22 protein-coding genes and 3 pseudogenes are annotated in these 21,596 nt (G+C 60.2%); 17 read left to right on the top strand and 8 right to left on the bottom strand.

Annotated features, from left to right (window positions below):
* Positions 1-83 precede the first annotated feature (83 nt).
* The 12 genes from P6U24_RS33235 (at position 84) to P6U24_RS33180 (ending at position 10,651) form a co-directional block, all read left to right on the top strand.
* Complete coding sequence (locus tag P6U24_RS33235; protein WP_407156620.1) at positions 84-719, top strand: response regulator transcription factor; 636 nt, start codon at positions 84-86, stop codon at positions 717-719.
* Between the two features lie 658 nt (positions 720-1,377).
* On the top strand, positions 1,378-2,358 hold the full coding sequence (locus P6U24_RS33230; protein WP_407156619.1) for a LysR family transcriptional regulator: 981 nt from the start codon (positions 1,378-1,380) through the stop codon (positions 2,356-2,358).
* Between the two features lie 216 nt (positions 2,359-2,574).
* Entirely contained in the window at positions 2,575-3,312 is a 738-nt protein-coding gene (locus tag P6U24_RS33225; protein WP_407156618.1) for an antibiotic biosynthesis monooxygenase family protein, read from the top strand.
* A 511-nt stretch (positions 3,313-3,823) separates the two neighbouring features.
* Entirely contained in the window at positions 3,824-4,759 is a 936-nt protein-coding gene (locus P6U24_RS33220) for a LysR family transcriptional regulator (protein ID WP_407156617.1), read from the top strand.
* A gap of 67 nt (positions 4,760-4,826) precedes the next feature.
* Positions 4,827-5,489 carry a peroxiredoxin-like family protein gene (locus P6U24_RS33215; protein ID WP_407156616.1) on the top strand — a complete coding sequence of 221 codons (663 nt, stop codon included), beginning with the start codon at positions 4,827-4,829 and terminating at the stop codon, positions 5,487-5,489.
* Between the two features lie 15 nt (positions 5,490-5,504).
* Entirely contained in the window at positions 5,505-5,786 is a 282-nt protein-coding gene (locus P6U24_RS33210; protein ID WP_407156615.1) for a GNAT family N-acetyltransferase, read from the top strand.
* A 244-nt stretch (positions 5,787-6,030) separates the two neighbouring features.
* Positions 6,031-6,306: a hypothetical protein gene (locus tag P6U24_RS33205; protein ID WP_407156614.1), complete on the top strand. Its 276-nt coding sequence runs from the start codon at positions 6,031-6,033 to the stop codon at positions 6,304-6,306.
* Positions 6,307-6,378: 72 nt separating this feature from the next.
* On the top strand, positions 6,379-6,573 hold the full coding sequence (locus P6U24_RS33200; protein WP_407156613.1) for a cytochrome P460 family protein: 195 nt from the start codon (positions 6,379-6,381) through the stop codon (positions 6,571-6,573).
* Positions 6,574-6,719: 146 nt separating this feature from the next.
* Positions 6,720-7,265 carry a DUF1993 family protein gene (locus tag P6U24_RS33195; protein WP_407156612.1) on the top strand — a complete coding sequence of 182 codons (546 nt, stop codon included), beginning with the start codon at positions 6,720-6,722 and terminating at the stop codon, positions 7,263-7,265.
* A gap of 68 nt (positions 7,266-7,333) precedes the next feature.
* Positions 7,334-8,134, top strand: a complete 801-nt coding sequence (locus P6U24_RS33190) for a sensor histidine kinase (RefSeq protein ID WP_407156611.1) — start codon at positions 7,334-7,336, stop codon at positions 8,132-8,134.
* Between the two features lie 448 nt (positions 8,135-8,582).
* The gene (locus P6U24_RS33185) at positions 8,583-8,984 is read left to right on the top strand and encodes a hypothetical protein (RefSeq protein ID WP_407156610.1); all 402 of its coding nucleotides are present in this window, start codon (positions 8,583-8,585) and stop codon (positions 8,982-8,984) included.
* Between the two features lie 326 nt (positions 8,985-9,310).
* A complete protein-coding gene (locus P6U24_RS33180) occupies positions 9,311-10,651 on the top strand; it encodes an MFS transporter (protein WP_407156609.1) in 1,341 nt (446 codons plus the stop codon).
* A gap of 175 nt (positions 10,652-10,826) precedes the next feature.
* Here P6U24_RS33180 and P6U24_RS33175 read toward each other — a convergent pair whose 3' ends face one another.
* Positions 10,827-11,528 (bottom strand): alpha/beta fold hydrolase, encoded by a 702-nt coding sequence (locus P6U24_RS33175; RefSeq protein WP_407156608.1) that lies wholly within the window; start codon positions 11,526-11,528, stop codon positions 10,827-10,829.
* Position 11,529: 1 nt separating this feature from the next.
* Entirely contained in the window at positions 11,530-12,894 is a 1,365-nt protein-coding gene (locus P6U24_RS33170; protein ID WP_407156607.1) for an MFS transporter, read from the bottom strand.
* A 461-nt stretch (positions 12,895-13,355) separates the two neighbouring features.
* Here P6U24_RS33170 and P6U24_RS33165 point away from each other — a divergent pair.
* From P6U24_RS33165 to P6U24_RS33150, 4 genes and pseudogenes are all read left to right on the top strand, one after another.
* Positions 13,356-13,823: pseudogene (locus tag P6U24_RS33165) on the top strand (cytochrome P460 family protein); the annotation flags it as partial.
* Entirely contained in the window at positions 13,819-13,992 is a 174-nt protein-coding gene (locus tag P6U24_RS33160; RefSeq protein WP_407160675.1) for a cytochrome P460 family protein, read from the top strand. The pseudogene P6U24_RS33165 and the gene P6U24_RS33160, both read left to right, overlap by 5 nt.
* 119 nt (positions 13,993-14,111) lie before the next feature.
* A complete protein-coding gene (locus tag P6U24_RS33155) occupies positions 14,112-15,029 on the top strand; it encodes an NADP-dependent oxidoreductase (RefSeq protein WP_407156606.1) in 918 nt (305 codons plus the stop codon).
* Between the two features lie 89 nt (positions 15,030-15,118).
* Entirely contained in the window at positions 15,119-15,928 is an 810-nt protein-coding gene (locus P6U24_RS33150) for a class I SAM-dependent methyltransferase (protein ID WP_407156605.1), read from the top strand.
* A gap of 438 nt (positions 15,929-16,366) precedes the next feature.
* Here the strand turns inward: P6U24_RS33150 and P6U24_RS33145 are convergent, their stop codons facing one another.
* Together P6U24_RS33145 and P6U24_RS33140 are read right to left on the bottom strand one after the other, a co-directional pair.
* Positions 16,367-16,648 carry a DUF427 domain-containing protein gene (locus P6U24_RS33145; RefSeq protein WP_407156604.1) on the bottom strand — a complete coding sequence of 94 codons (282 nt, stop codon included), beginning with the start codon at positions 16,646-16,648 and terminating at the stop codon, positions 16,367-16,369.
* A gap of 345 nt (positions 16,649-16,993) precedes the next feature.
* A pseudogene (locus tag P6U24_RS33140) lies at positions 16,994-17,143 on the bottom strand (peptide-methionine (R)-S-oxide reductase); the annotation flags it as partial.
* An 81-nt stretch (positions 17,144-17,224) separates the two neighbouring features.
* On the opposite strand from P6U24_RS33140, the gene P6U24_RS33135 reads away from it, so the two are divergent.
* Positions 17,225-18,181, top strand: a complete 957-nt coding sequence (locus P6U24_RS33135; RefSeq protein WP_407156603.1) for an IS481 family transposase — start codon at positions 17,225-17,227, stop codon at positions 18,179-18,181.
* On the opposite strand, the pseudogene msrB reads toward P6U24_RS33135, so the two are convergent.
* The 4 genes and pseudogenes from msrB to P6U24_RS33115 all read right to left on the bottom strand — a co-directional run.
* Positions 18,176-18,484 (bottom strand): annotated as a pseudogene (gene msrB / locus P6U24_RS33130) (peptide-methionine (R)-S-oxide reductase MsrB); the annotation flags it as partial. The gene P6U24_RS33135 and the pseudogene msrB overlap by 6 nt on opposite strands.
* Before the next feature lie 523 nt (positions 18,485-19,007).
* Entirely contained in the window at positions 19,008-19,553 is a 546-nt protein-coding gene (locus tag P6U24_RS33125) for a carboxymuconolactone decarboxylase family protein (RefSeq protein WP_407156602.1), read from the bottom strand.
* Between the two features lie 34 nt (positions 19,554-19,587).
* Positions 19,588-20,205: a nitroreductase family protein gene (locus P6U24_RS33120; RefSeq protein WP_407160674.1), complete on the bottom strand. Its 618-nt coding sequence runs from the start codon at positions 20,203-20,205 to the stop codon at positions 19,588-19,590.
* Between the two features lie 400 nt (positions 20,206-20,605).
* Positions 20,606-21,562 carry a cupin domain-containing protein gene (locus P6U24_RS33115; RefSeq protein WP_407156601.1) on the bottom strand — a complete coding sequence of 319 codons (957 nt, stop codon included), beginning with the start codon at positions 21,560-21,562 and terminating at the stop codon, positions 20,606-20,608.
* Positions 21,563-21,596: the final 34 nt, after the last annotated feature.

The following is a 21,596-nucleotide window of genomic DNA, read 5'->3' as shown; positions in this document are numbered from 1 at the left end:
AAAGATACCTGTTCATCTCGACTGATTGTGCGTAGAGTGACGTTGGATAGGAAAACCACGCTTCCCCACGCGGGATGTCGAGAATGGGTGAGGCAAATCCCAGTGTCTTGGTTATCGATGACGATCCCGAGTTTCGCGACTCGGTCGTGCGGCTGTTGCGAACAGTCGGCTTAGCTGCCCGACAATTTTCGTCTGTTCCCGAGTTTCTCAAGGCCGATCCGCCGGACGGTCCAACTTGCCTGGTCCTCGACGTGAGAATGCCGGGACGAAGCGGTCTTGAGCTTCAGCGCGACCTTGTCGCCGCAAGCAGGCAAGTGCCGATTATCTTCATCACAGCGCACGCGGACGTACCGATGACCGTGCAGGCGATGAAGGGCGGTGCGATAGAATTTCTTACAAAGCCATTCCGTGATCAGGATCTGCTTGAGGCCATCGAGGCTGGCCTCGCTCGCGATCGTGCCCGTCGAGAGAGTGAGAGCGCATTGGCTGCGCTCAAGGAGCGTTTCAATATGCTCAGCTCTCGTGAGCGTGAAGTTATGCTCGGCGTCGTGGCCGGTCGCCTAAACAAACAGATTGCCAACGATATCGGCATCGCTGAGTCCACGGTGAAGGTGCATCGCGTGAATCTGATGCGGAAGATGAAGGCACGTTCGCTTCCCGAACTGAGCCGCATGGCGGACCGCCTCAATATAAGGCTGCAGCAGCCGCAGAATTTCTGAGCCGAAAGGCTGATACGAGTCGTTTGGCGCACCGCGCCATCTACTCGTAAGTCGCGTCCACTCCATTTTGTCACTCGTTGAGTCCCTCCGTTAGACGTCGTCCATCCGGCTGCCGGATTCGAGGCGCGAATTCTGTGCCCCATCTAAGCGATCGTTTAAACCGGACAGCGATAAGCGAACCTTGCAGTCCCCCCCGCTCAATCGACCGCAGCCCTGGAATCCATCAAGATCCGCCCAACGAGGCCGTCCTCGGGAAACCGCCGTCCCCAGGCACGCGAGGGTTTAATGCGCGCATTTCGCTTGACGCATCCCGAACCGGGATCTGACGTAAGTTGCGCCTCTCAAACTCCGGATACCGATCACGGATTCGTGGATCCACCAATTAAAGTGTCATTCGAACAACACTCTTGCCTGTTTGCAATCCAGCTCCTCTTTCTGGAAGGCGAGAAGCCCTTGCCATTCGGAATTCGAGTCTTGGAGATCCTGCCTGCTTTGCTTGAACGTCGTGGTGAGTTGATCAGCGTAAAGGACTTGATGTCTCGATCGCGGATTTAGCCCGCGAACCTCACGGCTCATAGGTCCACGCTGCGCGAGGGCTGCAGCAGGCATCGGCTGATCGACAACCTCGGGCTCGTGGAAAGTTGATGGAGAACAACCTATGGAGCTTCATCAAGTTCGGTACTTCCTCGCCGTTGCCTCTACACTCAATTTCACCCGAGCAGCCGAGCAGTGCAATGTCACGCAGCCCGCCCTGACGAAGGGGGTGCAGAAGCTCGAGCAGGAACTAGGCGGCCAATTGATCTACCGTGAGCGCCAGCTGACGCAGCTTACGGACCTTGGAAAGGAAGTCCTTCCGATGCTGGAGCGCACACTGGCCTCGGCAGAGGCGGTGCGTCGCAGAGCCCAGCAGTTCCGACGCAAGGAGGTCGCGCCACTGAAGATCGGCCTCGCCCCTTCCATCTCGGCGTCGCTCGTCCTCGATCCGATTGCGGAGATCGCAAAGTTCGTCCCTGGACTTCACGTTGAGCTGCGCGAGGGCACGGCGGAGAAGCTCGTCGAGCTCTTGCTTGAGGGCGAGATCAACGCCGCAATGGTGGGGGACGTACAGGATATACCCGCCCGCATCGACGACTGGTCGCTGTTCGAGGAGCGCTACGTCGCCGTTCTCGCGCCGACACACCGGCTCGCAAACCGTCCCTCGATCGGGATCGAGGAGCTGCGTGAGACCATTTTGCTGGAACGCGCAGACTGTGACGTCGCTCCGAAGATCCAGCGATCCTGTTTCCCCGAGAAGCCGCCCCAACTCGGCCACTGCAGCGGTCACGACTTGCACCTGCAGCACATGGCCGCCGCCGGCTTCGGCGTGATACTCGCGCCCGAGCACATGCCGCGCCTTCCGACACTCAAGACGGTTCCGCTCGAAGGCGATCCGATTTGGCGGGAGGTGCGGCTACTCGCTGTGCAGGGGCGCCGCTACTCCCCAGCGCTCGACGCTTTCATCAAGGTCGCTCGACTTCGCGAGTGGTCGGCCGAACTAGCCCACCGGGACGTGCCGCCTGCAGCAGTCCCGGAGGCGGCGAGGGCGCCCGCATCGCATGACCGAGACACGAAGGCCGCGGTCAACCGGTTCCAGTCATGATCCGCGGCGTCACGACTACCTTTGGGTTGGGCCCGGCTCCGTGTAGCCCGCCGCGGGTTCACCGAGTAATGACTCTCAGCACTCGGACATCATAAAGCGCGGCTATCGATTTCATGGCGTACCGTCATTTCCGATTCCCTGCGGTGAACTTCATGCTTCGGTCATACCGCGCTAATGTCGCCGGCAACGCCGTGAACGCGGCGGGCGGCGGCGCACTTGGACATCGAGGTTGAATACATTGCGGCACTCCAGGAGCGACACCCGATCATGTTTTCAGTGATTTTTGAGGTCCTCCCCAATAAAAAGAACTGGGATGACTACCTCGACAATGCCAACATGTTGCGCCCCGAGCTGGAGAAGGTTGAAGGCTTCGTCGACAACATCCGCTACAAGAGCCTGACCCGCGAGGGCTGGATCCTTTCGCTCTCGAGCTGGCGCGACGAGAAGTCGCTCGTGCGCTGGCGCACTCGTATGCGCCATCACGAGGTCCAGCAGAAGAGCCGCGACGAAATCTTCGCAGAGTACCACCTCCGCGTTGGCCAAATCACGGCCGACAACCGGGTGCCGCAGGGGTACGCCCTCGCTGAGCAGCGGCTCGACGAGACTGAAGTCGGGGAGGGAACAACGGTCACGCTGATCAACGCGACGCGCCCCGCAGAGTGGAAGCAGACGAGCAACCCGTACGAGTGCGCCGAGTGGCTCGGCTTGAACCCCTGGGCAGCCGACAGCACGTCCTGGGACATCTTCGACGCCATCCTCACGCCCGGCGACTTGATTCTGCTCATATCCTGGAAGGACGCCGCTGCGGCGCAGGCGTACGAGGACGCTTCCGTGCCAAATGACGATGCGCGGGTGCGGACAGTGCGAATCGTGCGCGACTATGGCAAATACGATCGTCGCGAGGCACCTCAATACTACGCGGATGCCAAGGGCGGCCCCACCCTGCACGCCTGATACGCCTTAGGCGGAAGGGCGCTTAGCCCGTGGTCGTCGTCCAGCGGCAGACCCCGACAGCAGCCTGAGGCGCAAAGGCGCAATGGGCTTTCGTTCGTGAACCTGGTCGATGCCGGCGCAAGCGCACGCACGCTTTCTGCCTGAGCTGAAAGGGCCGCGGCGAGCTACGTGCCGTCGCGAAGAGGCTGCGGCGCCGATCTGACCGCCTTCGACGGCGAGCCTAGCTGGACGCTGATCATGCCGGCCCGGTACGCCGCGGCGCCCGGCGGGACCGTCGAGCGCGTCCACAACAGCGACGACTACACGCCGCGCGGTAACCCGTCTGAACTGATCCCCATCCTCGCCCCGCGCCAGCTCGGCTCAGAGATTCCAGAAGGTGTGTCCGTGCGTCCGAATCAATGGACCGGGCCGTTCCAACGCGTGCATGCACGTTGCATCTAGGCTCCATGGTTGCGACGTGCCCGTCTCGTCGCCGAGTGTAACGGTCGTCAGCATAAGAGAAGAACAACCTATGGAGCTTCATCAAGTTCGGTACTTCCTCGCCGTTGCCTCTACACTCAATTTCACCCGAGCAGCCGAGCAGTGCAATGTCACGCAGCCCGCCCTGACGAAGGGGGTGCAGAAGCTCGAGCAGGAACTAGGCGGCCAATTGATCTACCGTGAGCGCCAGCTGACGCAGCTTACGGACCTTGGAAAGGAAGTCCTTCCGATGCTGGAGCGCACACTGGCCTCGGCAGAGGCGGTGCGTCGCAGAGCCCAGCAGTTCCGACGCAAGGAGGTCGCGCCACTGAAGATCGGCCTCGCCCCTTCCATCTCGGCGTCGCTCGTCCTCGATCCGATTGCGGAGATCGCAAAGTTCGTCCCTGGACTTCACGTTGAGCTGCGCGAGGGCACGGCGGAGAAGCTCGTCGAGCTCTTGCTTGAGGGCGAGATCAACGCCGCAATGGTGGGGGACGTACAGGATATACCCGCCCGCATCGACGACTGGTCGCTGTTCGAGGAGCGCTACGTCGCCGTTCTCGCGCCGACACACCGGCTCGCAAACCGTCCCTCGATCGGGATCGAGGAGCTGCGTGAGACCATTTTGCTGGAACGCGCAGACTGTGACGTCGCTCCGAAGATCCAGCGATCCTGTTTCCCCGAGAAGCCGCCCCAACTCGGCCACTGCAGCGGTCACGACTTGCACCTGCAGCACATGGCCGCCGCCGGCTTCGGCGTGATACTCGCGCCCGAGCACATGCCGCGCCTTCCGACACTCAAGACGGTTCCGCTCGAAGGCGATCCGATTTGGCGGGAGGTGCGGCTACTCGCTGTGCAGGGGCGCCGCTACTCCCCAGCGCTCGACGCTTTCATCAAGGTCGCTCGACTTCGCGAGTGGTCGGCCGAACTAGCCCACCGGGGCGTGCCGCCTGCAGCAGCCCCGGAGGCGGCGAGGGCGCCCGCATGACGGCGAGACGCACGCCGGCGGCCAGCCGCCTCCAGCAAATCATCCTCAACCTGATGACTCCCCACCGATGCTAGACCAGACCAAGAAGACACTCGACCGGATTCGCACCGAACTGTTGACAACGTTCAGCGCCGCGGACTGGGAGTCATACAACCACCTCGTGAGCTGGCTCCGCGATACAGAGGTGGCATCGCGCGCGTTGAAGGTCGGCGACGACGCGCCGGACTTCCTCCTGCCGGATGCCGACGGCCGTCTCCACTCCTCCGAGGAGCTGCGCCGCAACGGACCCCTCGTCCTGAGTTTCTTCCGAGGCGGTTGGTGTCCGTTCTGCAGCGCAGAGCTCTGCGCCCTCCAGGCCGCGAAGGATGAGTTCGAGAGCGTCGGCGCGACACTCGCAGTCCTGACACCCGAGACGAGGGACTTCCCGCGGCAGCTGAAGCGGGGCCTGGGCTTGGACCTGAAGGTGCTCTCCGACGTGGACTACGGTGTCGCCATGTCGTATGGCGTGCTGTTCCGGGTGCCCGACGAGACCAAAGCGCACTATTCCAAGCTGGGTTACGACTTTGGCGCCCGGCACGGCTCACCGATCTGGATGTTGCCTATCCCCGCGACCTACGTGGTCGACGCAAAGGGCCGGATCCGCAGCGCGTTCGTCGAGCCCGACTTCACGGTACGGAAGGAGCCGGCGCAGATCTTGGCCTCGCTGCGCCAGGCCGCTTCCGTGCGCTAGGGAGGCACTCGTAGGGTGGAAAGCGAGGTGCGGGATAATCCGGCAATGAGCCGGTTTGAAATGCCCCTCGGCAACGGTGCGCTAGCAGTCACCTACTACAAGATCGAAGACGGTCGCGTCGTCCTGCTGCACACGGAGGTGCCACACGAGCTGTCCGGCCTGGGGTACGGGTCGAGACTGGCACACGGCGTTTTCGAAGCGATGCGACACGGCGGGAAAAGAGTAATCGCGAAGTGCCCCTTCATGTCCTCCTACGCCGCTCGGCACCCCGAGTACGGCGCACTCCTCGACGGCTGATCGCGGACGGATGGGACGCCGGGTGCGCACGGCGCTTTCGGACGACGATACCTCCCGCCTATCGAATGTATGTCCGAAGGGAATTTCTAATTTCGTCGGCTGCATCCCACCTTTGGCTCTGCCAGGCCGCCGTGCACCCGCGGTCGGCCGTACCAATTGAAGCAGTGATGAAGCCCGTGCTTGGAGTGACCGTGCCGCGCGCGAGCTGCAAAGGAGTCCCATGAAATTACGGAGAACTATCGGCTTGGCTGTCGCCGTCTCGCTGGTCGCCGGCACGGCGGCGGTGCTCACGCAGATCAGCGGAGCAGCTGCAGCCGGTCCGACCGTTAACGTGGTGGACGCCGCCGTGCACCTGCGCGTCCCGGCGGATTACCGAACCCTCTACCAGGCGCTCGGCAGCTGGGCGATTGCCGCCGACAGCGGCCAGGGTTCAAAAGAAATCCACACCGTCTACGCATCCCGGGGGCGATCGACGCCTACCGGAACACGGGACACTTCCCGGACGGGGCCGTTCTGGTGAAAGAGGTCTTCGCGACTTCGACGAGCGATATGCACGGTAAGCAAGGCCGACAAGCTCAAGGGTTGGTTCGTCATGGTGAGAGACAGCAAGGGAACGCAGCCGGGCAACCCGATGTGGAGCGACGGGTGGGGATGGTCGTGGTTCGACGCGGACGAGCCGCTCAAGACCACTTCGACGGACTACCGTTCCGATTGCAAAGGGTGTCACCTGCCAGCCAAGGCCTCGGACTGGATTTATGTGAGTGCATATCCTGTCCTGCGTCACTAGGCGGCCGTATGCGTGGGAGCTCCCTATTTCTGTGGTCTCTAATCCACAAACTGGTGCGGCAAGCCGGAAGATTCAAAAGCCCATTGTGGCCAATCGTTTCGGCTATTGACCTTGCGAGTCCGGCCGACGTTCAGAGTAACGGGCGTATGGAGTTCAACGTGTCCTTCTCGGTGTATGAGATCACGGTCCCAGTCATGGTGCACGGACTAAACGTGATGGGCGACTATCTCGACCACGCCCGAGCGCTCGAGCAGACCAAGCGGATTGAGCCCGGCAGAATTCTTGGCGAGCGGCTGGCGCCAGATATGCTCACTTTCGGAGAACAGCTTTCCGTAAGCTGCAACAAGGTCGAGGCGCACATGGCGAAGTTGATGCGGCGCGGCGCGCCAGCACCCCAAAACACCCCCATGACGTACTCAGCATTGAAGAGGAGGCTCCTCGAGACGCGCGGCTTCTTGGAAAACGTGCAACCGGACGAGATTGCCGGCGCTCAATCCCACACATACGAGCTGACCCCGCCCATCGTGCGCGGGTGGTTCGGCGGCGACGACTACATCCGGCACCTGGTGCTGCCGGACTTTTTCTTCCACATCTCTATCGCGCACGCGATCCTCCGGCACCTTGGAGCGCCGCTTGGGAAGCGCGACTACCTCGGCAACCTCACTCAACAGAGCGGCGGTGACTACTCGTGAGAGGTGGACGCGCTGAGCAGCACTGCCCAAGCTCTTCAAGGCGAGAAAGCGAGTCTAGGACGCTGAAAGTGAGTGAGTCGCGAGAGGTCAGTGGCGCGCTGCAAGGCGAAGCGGACTTCGAGGCTGGCGGCGCGAATTGCAGTTTCCGTGAGGCCTCTCATCAAGATAACGATGTGCATATGATCGACCTGCTCGCCAGCGGCGTTGCTCACGACTTCAACAACAGACTGCAAAGCATGGCCAGCGCCCTCAACCTGATACGCGTTCGCGTTGCTGCGGGGCGCACATCTGAAGTCGGTGCTCTCATAGATATTGCGGAACGGTCACTAGATAGTGCAGGCAAGTTAGCACATCGTCTTATGACGGTTGCGCGTAAAGCGCCTCATCAATCAGACAGCATATTTCACCTTAACGATGCCCTCCTTTCAATGAGTGATCTGCTGCGTTGCATCGTTGGGGAAAGAATTAAGCTACGTTTGTCTTTATCGGATTCGGCGACTCAGATTCGATGTGATTCCCACCTCCTTGAATGCGCTATCATAAACCTAGTGATAAACAGCCGAGACGCCATGCCTAAGGGTGGTCTCATAACGATTGAGACCAGCAAGAGTTGCTCACCCGAAGCTGACGATGGCCAGGAGTATGTTTCCCTGTGCGTCACTGATTCTGGATGCGGCATTGCCCCCGACGTCATACAAAAGGTATTCGAACCATTCTTTACGACGAAGCCACGAGGTGTTGGAACCGGACTTGGACTTCCAATGATACGCCATTTTGTTGATCGGGCGCGCGGCCAAATCGAAGTTCACAGCACGCCGCAACAGGGTACCTGCATAAAGCTCTACTTACCAGTTGCTGCCGAAAGCTAGGTAGAGGCAGCTTAAGGACTCGATCGCCGTTTGTGATGGCAGTTAGCTCACGTTCTGCATTTCTTATCATGCAAATTGCTCTTGGCGCGGATTATCCTGGAACGTTCTCGCTCCACCGCTGCAAAGTTTGCATCAGTTGGGGAATGCCGGAAGCGTTCGAACGGATGACATTTATACGCGCGCGCGTCCCTGACCCGCGCAGGGACAGTTCGCGTCTGAAGCCGTTACAGGCGCAGTCCCACGAGTGGAATGAAAACGATAACGATCCGCCATTTATAGTATCGCGCAGACGGGAATACTCTCCCCATGCACCTCATCGGGATAACTCGATGGCAGCACGCGTCGTCGATCGATCGCGACGCGGTCGACCCGCCCATTCGTGCGCGTAGCCTCTATGATCGACGTCGCGAAGAACTCGATCGAGCAGCATAGACGCAGGAGTTCAGCCATGCCGTTCCGCTTCATCACTAAATCCATCCACGCCGACCTAATTGACTATCCCATCGCCATCCTCTTGGTGGTCGCGCCATTGTTGCTAAAGCTCGGACAGAGCGGCTCGGTCGCGTTGTGGCTGTCGGTGGTGAGCGGCCTCGCGGCACTACTGTTGGCGGCCATCACAGACCACTCGACGGGGCTCGTTCGGGTCATCCCTTACCGACTGCATCTCTGGCTGGACCGCGCCTTGGGTGCGGTCTTCATCATTGCTCCCTTCGCCTTCCAGCTTACTGGGCGTGACGCCTGGTATTACTGGGTTCTTGCCGCCATGGTCCTGCTGGCGACCTCGGTGTTTAACGCGCCTGAGACGAGCGCTGCCCAGCGAGCGAACTTCGGAACGCGGACCTCGATGTGAGGACCGCTTCAATTTGAGCGCGGCGTTCCGTTGCGGATTGGTCGGAGTACCGCGTCGATCAGGGTTAGACCGGCGGTCAGCGCATTGTCCGATCCGACGTATCCCCTCGCGGCTCCCCAACAAGTTGCACAAGGCCGGGTTGTGTGTGTCCATCCCGATCTGTTCTAACGAGAGACTGATGTTGAAGAGAATGTCTGTTATTGGTGGGCAGCTATCGCCAACACAGCTCAACTCCTCACTCAACATAGGTATCGATCCAAGGAATCCGCCGCTGAACGTATGCGCGAAGTCGCCCGCCCAAAATTGACGCAGGAGATTGCATCCTGATGGGAGCCGTCGGATGTTTAACGGCATGGACACGTCGCTGGTCTATGCTCTGCATTTTGCTTGGACTTGGTCTAAGTTCTCTTGGAAGCGCAATCGTAAATATCGCGTTGCCAAATATCTCGCGCTCATTCGCAAGCAGTGACGCGGCGACGGTGTGGATCGTGAATGCCTATCAGCTTTCGGCAACGATTTGCTTGTTGCCCGTTGCAAGTCTGGTTGAATCACTCGGTCTGAAGCGTGTTTATGCCGCCAGTCTAACCATTTTCGTTCTCGCGTCGTTGGGGTGCGCTTTCGCGCCGACACTGCCGATGCTGGTGAGTGCGCGATTGATTCAGGGCGTTGGAGCAGCCGGGATTTCCGTTGCCGGCGTCGCATTTGTGCGCGTGATCTATCCACACGGCATGGTCAGCAAGGGTCTCGCGTTGGTCGCATTAGCGGTGGCGGTACCTGGAGCGTTGGGCCCGACTATCGCTGCTACGATACTTGCCGTGGCAAAATGGCGCTGGTTGTTTCTCGTGAATGTGCCATTTGGCCTCGCGGTGCCGCTATTTCTTGCCGCTGCGCCATCAACCATTCGGGTTGCTCGCCCTCTCGATCTGACCGGAACAGTTCTCAATGCATTGGCGTTCGGGTTTTTCGTTGTCGGTGTCGGGACGTTGGGACTTAGTGATGTACGCATAGCGCTAGCGGAGATAGCAGCAGGCCTCGTCTGTTTTGGCCTCTTCGTTCGAGAACAGCGACAGCACCCTACGCCCATGTTGCCATTCGATCTTTTCCGGCTACCTCTGTTTACCTTGTCGGTGTGGACATCTGTCTGCTCCTATGCTGCACAAATTCTGGCTTACGTCTCTCTGCCGTTTTTGTTTGAGACGGGGATGCATCTTTCGGCGGTGGAAACAGGTTTTCTTGTGACGCCCTGGCCGTTCATGACCGCGGTCACGGCTCCGATCGCCGGTCGCTTGACAATCCATTACCCTGCCTCCGTAATTTGCGGCATTGGTTTGGCGGCGTTGGCGGCCGGTTTGCTACTGATGGTCTTCTTGCCGACAACTCCGGCGAAGTGGGATGTCGTATGGCGGCTGGCTCTTTGTGGTATCGGCTTTGGCCTTTTCCAGACTCCGAACAACACTGCAATGATGACGGCTGGACCCATAGGGCGCAGTGGGGCAGCAAGTGCGATGAATGCTGCGGCTCGCTACGTTGGATGGTCAGTCGGTTCGGCTTCGGTCTCGCTGATCTTCGGCTTACGGGGAGATCATGGCGCGGTGTTTTGCTTGGTAGCTGGAATTGCCTTCGCTCTGACGGGAGTCGCTATCAGCGGCGCTCGCCGCTTCAGATAGCCAAATGCGGGACGTAAGCACCTCGTCGAAGATCGTGTGGTCCTGTCGGGGCCAGGTTTTCAGCACAAACAGTATGTGATACCCACGCCTTAGCGGCCGAGATCGCCAATAGCCCCGCCCTCGCGGCGAATGCTTGTCTTGTCAGCAGCAGCGGCCGACGCCGAATACGGCCTCTCTACCCACTTTGCAGCAACAGGTCCGTCAGCTCGTTTGGCATGTCGAGCATCGCATCGTGCCCGCACGCAAACTCCTCCTGCCACCAGCCGCGTTGCCCTGCGAGCGCGTAAAAGCCGTCGAAATATGGGCTGGAATAGCTGCGCGCCCGAACGTATCCGATATTTGGAATGGCGTCACATGCGCCGCTGATTTCCGCGGGCGCTTCAAAGGTGGACAATGGATGCATCGTGCACTGCCGATCAACCCAATCGGCGTCTGCTGCGTTCACCGCCAAGAACGATGCCGGAGGCGGCGGGAGCTTCCAGCCATCGCCGATCGCTGCGGCGAGTTCTCGGAATTTCTTGCCGTTGTCAGGTAGGTAGTCGAAAAGAGCTTTGCCGTTGTCGGGGACAAAGGCATCGAGATAGATCAACGAACGAATCCGGTCCGACATCCGATCGGCAACGTGGCGCACGACAAATCCACCATAGGAATGTCCGACCAGGACGATGTCGTGCAGTTCTTCCCAAGCCATCAGGTTGGTGACATCCTCGATGTGGGTTCCGAGGCTGACCTCGCGACTCAAAAGATGTGACCGATCTGCAAGACCGGTCAGCGTTGGCGTGAACACCCGATGGCCTTTCGAGGACAGAAGGCGGCGCACGCGAGTCCAGCACCAGCTGCCATGGAATGCGCCGTGGATCAGAACGTAATCTGTCATTCTAGGCTTCTCCTGGACTGCCCGCTATCGTGGCGGCTGGCGGCGGGGTTGATGCAGCTATAAGGGCGCCGCAGATCGAGGTCGCAGCGGCTACGACGAGACCGACCTCGTAACCCGCCTCGAAAGACGCGACACCGGCGGCCAGTGCCGCGCCGGCAAGTTGCGCAATCCGGCTCGCCGCATTGTTGACGCCGGAGGCGAGCCCTTCGTCCGTCTTGTCAACGCTCGACATGACGGAAGCGGTAAGCGGTGCCACGAGCACGGCGAAGGACAGGCCAAGCAGCGCCATGGGTGCGATCACGCCGAGCATCAAGGTCTGTTTCTGACCAAGCGCCATCCAGACATAGGCCAGCGCGGCACCGGCAGGTCCGGTGATGAGCATGGTCCGCGCACCAATCCTGTCCGCCCAGCCGCCGAACACATTCGACAACAGACCCACGCCGAGCGTGAAGGGCAGGAATGCCAGCCCGGCATCGGTCGAGGACAGCGCGCGGCGATCAACGAGGTCGAAAGGTAACAGGAAGAACATGATCGAAATCCCCGCATAGACCATCAGGGTCGCGACGTTCAGTCCGAGGAAAGCACGGTTCTCCAGCAAACGGGGCGGCGTCATTGGGTGTGCGCTTCCGCGCTCCCAGATCGCATAGGCAATGAGCCCGGCAATACCGAGTCCGGCGACGACGATGATCGCGGTGGTCGTCCGGGCGGAAGCGTCCGCGGCGGCTGAAGCTTGACTGCGTCCAATCTGGCTTAGCGCCCAGGCAAGCGCGCCGAGCGCCGAAGCCAGGATCGCGGCACCAATCAAGTCGAACTGGCGCTGGATGGGGCGTTCCTTGGGCGCGAAGACCAGCAGTACTCCCACGGCGACGAGCGCGACTGGCGGGTTGATCCAGAACACGGATGGCCAGCCAAAGGTCTCGGTCAGCCAGCCGCCCAAGACAGGGCCTCCGGCGGTGGTGAGAGCCGATGCCGCGGCCCATATGCCGATCGCCCGGTTCCTTTCAGCGCGCGGGTAGGTGGCGCCGATCAAGGCGAGGCTGGCGGGGGTGACGATCGCCGCGGCCGCTCCCTGCGCGACGCGGCCGATTATCAGCCAGGCCGGCGAGGGAGCCAGCGCACACCCCGCGGACGCCAGACCAAACAGGACGCAACCCAGCGCGAGCATACGCGCCTTGCCATAAACATCCGCGAGAGCGCCCCCGATCAATGTTAGCGAGGCGAGGGTCAGCATATACGCGTTGAGAACCCATTGGACGGAGGCGAGGTCCGCTCCGAAATCAGCGCGCAATCTCGGTAATGCAACCGGCAGCGCTGTTCCATCGATGAACGCCATCGAGGACGCGAGCACACAGGCCGTGAGAACCATCCGCCGGCGCCGAAGCGGCGCTTCCCGCCTGAGCTCTCGGGGGCAGGGTTCTGCATTGACAAGGGGACGGCCGCAGCGCTCTACAAGCGGCAGTGGCTCATAACGACAGGCCCGCCCTCTCCGGTTCGTAGGAGTTGTCACTTGCGGTCTCGTTTTCGGTCGTAGGAGTTTCTGACACCAGCACTCTCCCACCGTGACGGTCGGACCCCGGCGAGGGAAATCACCTCTGGCCATAGACTTGATAGACGATCGTTATTGCCTCCCCGCGCGGCTGATGCCGTCGCGGCTGCACATTTGCCTTGATTTACGAATCGCAGTGACGGCCGAACCGCAGTATTCCTCGCTGGTATGGAAACCATACGTACCAGCTATTGGAAAATGTCGTCCCGCGCTGCTTTGGATACCACTGTCGCAGGCTTCATCAGGAATGCTCAGGCCGATATGGCACGGATATTAGCTAAGTGCGTGAGAGAAAAAGCTTGGTCATTGAGAAACCACGTAGGCGCCTTATCCTCCTAATCGCTGGAGCGCTTTTCAGCGCGGCTGCCTTAACAACTGTATTCGCGCATTCCGAATCCGATAACGGCAACGCGCCGACAAGCAAGCGCTATCTCCCCGAATATACCACATCGGGCGACTTGATCCTGCCGAAGAACTTCAACGAGTGGGTGTTCGTCGGCTCACCGCTCACTCCCAACTCGCTCAACGGCGGAAAGCCCAATTTTCCTGAATTTCACAACGTCTACATCGAACCGGGCTCACACGAGATCTACCGGAAGACAGGTGAGTTTCCGGAGGGCACGATCTTCTTCAAAGAACTACAGCTAAAGCTTCCAGCCGAGAACCCGGATGGATCGCGTACCGAGGCCTCCGGGCGAGGCTTCTTCCCCGGAAAGCTGAACGGCGCGGACGTTACGGAGAAGGATAGCAAGCGCTACGCGGGACACCGGGGGCTGGGGCTACTACAATTTCAATCACCACGAGCCAAAGGCACGAACAGCCAAGCTGCAGCCGAAGTCCGAATGCGCGTTCTGCCACATGGCGAGCGCTAAGAAAGATGATGTCTGGATCCAATTCTATCCGTTGCTGGACAAATGAAACAGTTAACGAGCGCTACCTGCTCACGAACACAGGAATGCCGCTGGCATGAGATGTCAAAGGGCTTTTTTCCCTGAAACAATCCAGCAAAGAGGCAAAGAACCGAGGAGACAATTCACATGAAAGCGATTTTGGTAATGGACCAGGCCGCAGGAACGGCGGGGATGAAGCTAGTCGAGCGGCCCGAGCCGCAGGCAGCGATAAACGATGTCGTCGTTCAGGTTCATGCGTCGGGATTCACCTGGGATGAGCTGACGTGGCCCTCGACCTGGACTGATCGCGTCGGCCGTGACCGGGCGCCGGTGATTCCAGGGCAGGAGCTGGCCGGAATTGTCACCGCCCTTGGCTATGGCACGACGGGGCTGTCGGTGGGACAGCGAGTCTTTGGTCTCACGGACTCCTATCGCGGCGGCACACTGGCCGAGTATGTGGCCGTGGAAGCACGCAACCTCGCACCGTTGCCGGGCGATGTCGACTTCGCGGTGGGCGCGAGCGTTGCGATGCCGGGCCTGACCGCGTGGCAGGGACTGTTCGAGCACGGTCGCGTTCAAGCGGGGCAGAGTATTGTCGTGCACGGCGCTGCCGGCGCAGTCGGTTCGATGGTGACCCAGCTCGCACGTGAGGCTGGCGCCTACGTCATCGGCACCGGACGCGCTGCCCACCGTCAGGCGGCGCTCGACTTCGGCGCGCGGGAGTTCGTCGCCCTCGAGAACGACGCCCTCGAACACGTCGGCCCAGTCGATCTGGTTTTCGATGTCTTTGGCGGCGACATTGGGAAGCGTTCCGCGCGCCTGATTCGAGCCGGAGGAACACTGGTGACCATCGCCGGCCCGACCGACGCACGACCCGCCGACGGATTGGCGATCGACTTTGTTGTCGTATCTGACCGCGCCCAACTGGGTGAGATCATCCAGCGGGTGCGGGACGGACGACTGCGGACGAACATCGGCAACATCGCGACCTTCGACGAAAGCATCGCAGCTTTCAATTCAATCAAGCGGATCAGCGGCAAGACGATCATCCGCGTTCGTCCGTGACGACTCGGGGGACGGCGAGCGGTTCTGCGCTCGTCACGGATCATCGTCGCCTTTTGCATCCTGGCGTAGCGACACAAAGAGACTGGTTGATGCAAAATTATGTGTTGGGGCATTCGAATCGGGAACTTCGCAGGTTGATGCTGCAGGCGAACAACCTCCGCCCGATCACGACGCGCCTGCTGCGCGAGATCGGGCTCGCACGAGGCATGCGCGTCGTCGATGTCGGTTGCGGAGCGGGCGACGTGGCAATGCTCGCGGCGGAAATGGTCGGACCGACTGGCGCCGTCCTTGGGATCGACCGCAATGCTGCCGCGATCGCCACGGCCCGCGAGCGCGCGCGCGCCGCAGGTCATATCAATATCGAATTCGTGGAAGGCGATGCCTCCGAAATGACCGGCTCACGAAACTTCGATCTGGCTATCGGTCGCTATGTCTTGGTCCACCAAAGCGACCCGATCGCACTGATCCGCGCAGCGACCACTCACCTCCGGCCAGGCGGCGCAGTTGCCTTCCATGAGGTACTCCTCCTTGGAACGTGGTGGTCCTTTCCCCTGGTCCCGCTATGGGAGGATACCTCTGACCTCATCAATAGGACATTTCGCTCGGTCGTCACGTGCCCGGATGCTGGAGCGCGGATGGTGGAACATTTCTACAATGCGGGGGTGGAGTTGCCCCGCTTGTTTTCGGAGACTCCGGTGGGTGGCGGCCCCGACTCGCCTCTTTACGCATGGGCCGCGGAAACCTTCCGCTCGCTATTGCCGAGAGCCGAGGAAATCGGCCTCGTGTCGCGCGACGAGATCGATATCGACAGGCTTGAGGACCACCTGCGCCAAGCGGTGACGGCGGTCCATTCTCAGATCGGCTTTGCTCATCAGCACTGCGGCTGGGCGCGAATCTAATGGCACTTGTTGAGAAGAGTACGCGGGACGGATCGGCGAAGTCCGTAGGTCCTTCCCAAACTGGGAGGACTCGCCCTCGATTGCCTGCCGGGTAGAGCCGCCGGCGTATCATCGAAGGGCGCCGGGAGAAGCTGTAGAGATGCAGGCGGTCGGCTTATGCGATCAGCTCGTTACACTCTGTGGACGCACGTTCCAGTTCAGAACGTCGGAAGCCATCCCACACTGAGAGCTCCCGAAATACGCTGCACAGAGCTTCGTAACGCTTGCCCGCTCCGGCGGATGGAGGGTTGCGAGACTCGGCAGGATTGGCACGAGCTATTCGGCTGTCCGGACTCACTCGCTACTGAACAGCTGCTTGTCGGCTTGCCGCCCATTCAGGTGCTGGCTGAATATGTCACATTTGGGCGGAAAAGTCGGGTGATAATGACGGTCCGTCGATCACCTGACATCTACACCTTTCCAGAATGCGATGTAGCCTTTGATGGACGCTGCTGCATCAGAGGGCTTGGCGTAATTCCATGCTGCGTCTTCATTAAGTTTTCCGTCGACGATTATCGAATAGTAATTTGCAAGGCCCTTCCATGGGCACCGGCTAGTCGTCGCGCTCGGCCGAAGATATTGCGTGTTGACAGACTCGGGCGGGAAGTAGTGGTTACCTTCGACGACAACGGTCTTATCCGATTCCGCGATTACTGCTCCGTTCCATGTTGCAACTGTCATTTGTCGTTCCTTTCCATGCTATCAGTTTGGGCCGATATCCGAACGTTCGATCGGAACGATCGTCACCTTATGGATCGGATTGGGGCCGCTTCGTCGTGGTCGGAGCAGTTTAGTTCTCCCGGTAGTTTAGCGTTGTTAAACTGTGGATTCGGAAGAAAAATCGAGCAGATCCCGATAGGTCATCTGGTAGGCGCTGCAGATTATCTCGATCATTTCGGCGTGGGTTCCGGGATTGCAATACGCTGGGTGCGGCAGGCCGCCACTGGATTAGCCGGCTCTCGTCGACATGATATCTGGGCCGCTCCCCATCAGCTTCTGTCCCAGACCGCCAGTTTGTGGCCATCGCTAGGCTTCCTGAGCGAAAAGCTTGAGATATTCGCCATATCCGGAGCTCTCGAGCTGATCACGATGAATGAAGCGCAGAGACGCGGAGTTTATGCAGTAGCGCAGACCTCCCATATCCCGAGGTCCACAAGGAAACAGATGGCCTAGATGTGGTCTTTCAGGAGGTTGTCCATCTGGCCTGAACCGAGGAAGCTGAGGTTGCGAAGCTTCAGTGTTCCAAGGAGAGACCAGATGAACATCCATAAGAATGCGCCTTTGACGCCTAAAGGTCGAGAGGCGATGGTTCGCAGCGTCGTGGAAGGCGGACTAAGCCAAGCCGACGCAGCCTACCAGTTCAATACGACGCCCAAAACGGTCGCCAAATGGGTCAAGCGGTTCCGCGCAGAAGGTGCGGCTGGGTTGCAGGATCGCTCCTCCAGACCTCATTCATCGCCAAGCCAAACCCCGCCTGCCACGTGCACGGTCGTCGAGACGTTGCGCCGGCAGCGCCACACCAGTAAGCAAATCGCCGCTGAGGTTGGGGTGTCACCGGCTACTGTGAGCCGCATTCTTCGCCAATTGGGATTGAACCGGATCCGCGATCTGGAGCCGGCCGAGCCGGAACGCCGCTATGAGCGCGAGAACCCAGGCGAGATGCTTCACATCGACATCAAAAAGCTCGGGCGTTTCGAGCATGTCGGCCACCACATCACCGGCGATCGCACCGGCCAGAGCAACAGCCGCGGCGTCGGCTGGGAGTTCGTCCATGTCTGCATCGACGATCATTCCCGCGTCGCCTTCTCCGAGATCAAGCTGGACGAGACGGCTAACAGCGCCGTTCGCTTCCTCAAGGCGGCGGTCGCCTATTACAAGAGCCTCGGCGTCACCGTCACGCGCGTCATGACCGACAACGGGAGTTGCTACAAGGCATTTGCCTTCCGCGATGCCTGCAAGGACCTGCGCATCAGGCACGTCCGCACCAAACCCTACACGCCCAAGACAAACGGTAAGGCCGAGCGCTTTATCCAGACCGCGCTCCGGGAATGGGCTTACGCCAAGGCCTATCCCACATCAGATCGGCGCGCCGAAGAGCTGCCGATCTGGCTGCACCAGTACAACTGGCATCGGCCTCACGGTGGTATAAAGTCTCAAACGCCTATCAGCAGACTCGGTCTAACCGAGGACAACCTCTTGAGGCTCCACACCTAGATGGCTGTCGCCGTGCTTGGAGCGAACCTCTGTGCGGATCATTCCGTGGGACCGGTCGACGTTCTCGACGACGTTCGCGGGTTCCAAGGGCCTCCGGAAGCTCGGCCAACCGGTGCCGCTGTCGAATTTATCGACAGACGCGAATAGTGGCTCACCCGACACCACATCGACATAGAGACCCGGTTCTTTGTTGTCCCAGTATTCGTTCTGAAACGGTCGCTCCGTGCCGTCTTGCTGCGTGACCCAGTACTGTTGTGGCGTTAGCCGGAACACTGCCTCCGGAGTTTTGTTGTATGTCTTCATCTTTCGTGCTCCTTTGCAGCCGACCAAAATAGGGCGGCAAATTTCCATGCTGCACGGCGAAGCTCCGTGGTCCAATGACCTTTAACTATGGAATCGATGCCGACGCGGCACGCAGTCCAAGAAGCTGTGGCTTTGGTAGGCCATCGACTACAATGATCTCGTCCTCGACGTGCTTGTTAAAAATCGCAACGGCAAGTCAGCAAAGATGCTGATGTGCATTGAGCCACAACGTCATTTGCCTCGTGTCATGATTCACCGACAATCGCGATCCCATTAGCTGGCTCAGCAAGAATCCTATCGTCCTGGCACCGATATTGTGGTCGTCGTAAGTGGAAGGCGGCCGTCAGGATGACAATCGGCCGATTGTCGCCCGCGGCTTTGGTGAAAAACCGTGTCGGCATATACCAAGAGCCCGGGCGCGTTCCCAAGAAGCTTTCCTGGGTGCACCCGGGCTCTAGTACTACACTCGCGTCACATAGAGCTCCAAGCGCCGCATGGGATGATCGATGCGACCGGATAGATCTCAGATCGCGCCAGCCGGCGCGACGGCGGGAAAGTCCTTCTCGGGATCGAACACATTGTTAAAGAAGTTCGTCAGCGAGTACATCGCAACCAGCGCGATGATCTCCATGATGTTCGCATCCGTGTATCCGGCATCGCGGACGGCTTTCAGGTCGGCGTCGGCGACGTGTCCCCGGCTCTCGATGACTTTGCGGGCGAACTGGACCGCGGCATCGCGCTTCGGATCGCTGGCATGGCCCTTTCGGGCGAGAATGATCTCGCTAGCCGGCAGCTTGGCCATATGCTCGGCCGTGAAGCTGTGAACTGTCAGGCAGTAGTTGCAGCCGTTCACCTCGGAGACAGCCAGGCCGATGCTGTCACGCGTCTTCACGTCGAGCGCCTTGCTCAACGAGCCGAGCAGCGCGGCCCATGCGTTGAAGGCGATCGGGCTGTGCGCAAACGTTGCCATCATATTTGGGGTGAAACCGATGTTCTTGGTGAAGGTCTCAAGGGTTGCCTTCGAATCGGCCGGCACCTGGTCCGGCTTTAAAGCAGCACATTTCGGCATGGTAATCTCCGTACCTGTCTGTATTCGTTGGAAGTCATACGAAGTGCAGCACGTCCGCAACGGGCAGGCGCGGCTTCTGCGGCCAGTTGCCCGGGCGCTCCGGCCCCACCGACAACAGCATGACCGGCACTTCGTCCTCGCCCAGTCCGAACTCCCGGTGCACCGCTTCGTCATCGAAACCGATCATCGGCGTCGAACCCAGGCCAAGCGAACGAGCGGCATAGATGATTGCGGCCGTGCCGAAGGTGGCAGAGCGTATTGCCTCGTCCCGTTGGCGCTGCGGCTGATCGAAATACAAACCGCGCGCCGGGATTTCCCACTCCGGCACCATGCGCGCCGGCATGATGCCCGCTTCCACAACCGGCGCCAGGCGCTCAGGTATTGTGCTGGAATCGGCTAACTGGCCGATGATGATGAAGGTAACGGCTGCTTCGGTAATCGCGGGCTGATTCCAGGCAATCGGACGCAGCCGAGCCTTGGCTCCAGGCGTGCGTACGGCGATGAAGCGCCAGTTCTGCAGGTGGAAGGATGTCGGCGCGCTGGTGCCGATACGCACTAGCTCCCGGATCTGGTCGTCGGTCAACGTGGCGGCAGGGTCGTAGTATTTGGCGGCGCTGCGGCTCAAAATACATTCGATGACGGCGTTCGTCATCGTTGGTGCTTTGGGTGAATGGGAAGTTTGGGGTGCGAGAGTGTTTCTGCTCGTTTTGGCCGGCGTGTAGATTGCAGCGGCGACGCCGGTTTCAGGTTCGGTGACGGGGATAGCAATATGGCTCACGATCTGGCTCCTTCGTCAGGTGATGAACGACCTTGACTTTAGGCCTCGCGATGCTGATTTCGAGACGCGATTGGCTCAACTAAGTGCTCAAAAGGATCAAACCGGCGCGGCTGGTTGATCCTTCACCCAGCCGCGCGGCCCAGGCCAAGTCGTCGCCTCGAGATCGAGCTTTCCGTGCTGCAGGTATAGAGGGGCGTCTAGCGCGTCGGTCACGTCAACGACTGCGCGCTCCGCGCCCAGGCTCTCGTACGGTCCGAACCGAATGCGAGGCGCATTACACGCTCTCGCGCGCCAGACGGCGCCATTCTCCCGGCGTCATCCCCATCTTGTCGGCGAACACGCGCCGGAATGCCGATACGGATTGATACCCGACTGCCTCGGCCACAGCCTCGGTGGTGATCGATGGCTTCTTCAGCTCGTTAGCGGCCAGGCTCATCCGAATATCGACTAACAGGTCCGCGGCAGAGCGGCCCAGCTTGTCCTGAAAGTGCCGCATGAAGGTGGCGCGTGACATGCCGCACAAGTCGGCCAGTTCGGGCAAATTCCAGGGCCGGGTCGGATCGGCCAACATGGCTGAAATGGCCGGGGCTAGTCGTGGATTTCCGGCCATCGCCAACAATCCTTCCGGAGCTTGGTCGGATTCGCTTGCTGCGCGCAGCGTCAGTGTGAATAGCGCCGAGGAAAGCGCGTTAAGGATGGCGTTGCTGCCCGGCTTGTCGCCGGCGGACTCCATCCGCATCAACCCGACAAGGTTGGCAAGGTGGTTCGCGGCGGACCCGATGTTCTCTTCAGCATCGCCGTCAATGGCTCGCACCACCAGATTGGTGGGCAGGTAGTTGCGGACCAGCCGATCATGGGGCGGCCCGATGAAAAATCGCCCGCACAACATGTCCAGGCGGTCGCCGTGACCATCATTTGCGCTGAGCATCCATCCGGCCGAACGCTGGCTGTTGTACGTTGGTCCCGGCGTATGTCCGCTGCCGTCGTGCAGAACGTGCGCCGATCCGTGAGGCAGCAGCACGATATCTCCGCCTACCAATTCCCTGATCGTCCGCGTCTCCGGATCCTCGATAATGGCCCGGCCCTTTAGCACGACGTGGTAAGGAATTTCATTCGCCGCGGACGGCGGCCAAGCTACCCGCCACGGCGCACCGTAGGCGCAACGGACCTCGAGCCGGCCGGTGATGGTGATCATTTGCAGGAGATGACTTAGCCAGTCGACCTGGGACATAAGATCTTCGCTATCTTGTCCGGAACGCGCGGAT

This window comes from Bradyrhizobium sp. STM 3557 (assembly GCF_045571465.1).
Classification (GTDB): domain Bacteria; phylum Pseudomonadota; class Alphaproteobacteria; order Rhizobiales; family Xanthobacteraceae; genus Bradyrhizobium.
Note: the sequence above shows the minus strand (reverse complement) of the source record. Positions and strands in the feature narration are given on the sequence as shown.

What these genes read in the sequence shown, in the direction of transcription:
- P6U24_RS33235 (WP_407156620.1), top strand. Translation starts at nt 84, where the DNA reads ATGGGTGAGGCAAATCCCAGTGTCTTGGTTATCGATGACGATCCCGAG.
- P6U24_RS33155 (WP_407156606.1), top strand. Translation starts at nt 14,112, where the DNA reads ATGAAAGCGATTTTGGTAATGGACCAGGCCGCAGGAACGGCGGGGATG.
- P6U24_RS33230 (WP_407156619.1), top strand. Translation starts at nt 1,378, where the DNA reads ATGGAGCTTCATCAAGTTCGGTACTTCCTCGCCGTTGCCTCTACACTC.
- P6U24_RS33180 (WP_407156609.1), top strand. Translation starts at nt 9,311, where the DNA reads ATGGGAGCCGTCGGATGTTTAACGGCATGGACACGTCGCTGGTCTATG.
- P6U24_RS33125 (WP_407156602.1), bottom strand. Translation starts at nt 19,553, where the DNA reads ATGCCGAAATGTGCTGCTTTAAAGCCGGACCAGGTGCCGGCCGATTCG.
- P6U24_RS33170 (WP_407156607.1), bottom strand. Translation starts at nt 12,894, where the DNA reads ATGGTTCTCACGGCCTGTGTGCTCGCGTCCTCGATGGCGTTCATCGAT.
- P6U24_RS33185 (WP_407156610.1), top strand. Translation starts at nt 8,583, where the DNA reads ATGCCGTTCCGCTTCATCACTAAATCCATCCACGCCGACCTAATTGAC.
- P6U24_RS33115 (WP_407156601.1), bottom strand. Translation starts at nt 21,562, where the DNA reads ATGTCCCAGGTCGACTGGCTAAGTCATCTCCTGCAAATGATCACCATC.
- P6U24_RS33120 (WP_407160674.1), bottom strand. Translation starts at nt 20,205, where the DNA reads ATGACGAACGCCGTCATCGAATGTATTTTGAGCCGCAGCGCCGCCAAA.
- P6U24_RS33145 (WP_407156604.1), bottom strand. Translation starts at nt 16,648, where the DNA reads ATGACAGTTGCAACATGGAACGGAGCAGTAATCGCGGAATCGGATAAG.
- P6U24_RS33220 (WP_407156617.1), top strand. Translation starts at nt 3,824, where the DNA reads ATGGAGCTTCATCAAGTTCGGTACTTCCTCGCCGTTGCCTCTACACTC.
- P6U24_RS33215 (WP_407156616.1), top strand. Translation starts at nt 4,827, where the DNA reads ATGCTAGACCAGACCAAGAAGACACTCGACCGGATTCGCACCGAACTG.
- P6U24_RS33175 (WP_407156608.1), bottom strand. Translation starts at nt 11,528, where the DNA reads ATGACAGATTACGTTCTGATCCACGGCGCATTCCATGGCAGCTGGTGC.
- P6U24_RS33135 (WP_407156603.1), top strand. Translation starts at nt 17,225, where the DNA reads ATGAACATCCATAAGAATGCGCCTTTGACGCCTAAAGGTCGAGAGGCG.
- P6U24_RS33195 (WP_407156612.1), top strand. Translation starts at nt 6,720, where the DNA reads ATGGAGTTCAACGTGTCCTTCTCGGTGTATGAGATCACGGTCCCAGTC.
- P6U24_RS33200 (WP_407156613.1), top strand. Translation starts at nt 6,379, where the DNA reads ATGGTGAGAGACAGCAAGGGAACGCAGCCGGGCAACCCGATGTGGAGC.
- P6U24_RS33150 (WP_407156605.1), top strand. Translation starts at nt 15,119, where the DNA reads ATGCAAAATTATGTGTTGGGGCATTCGAATCGGGAACTTCGCAGGTTG.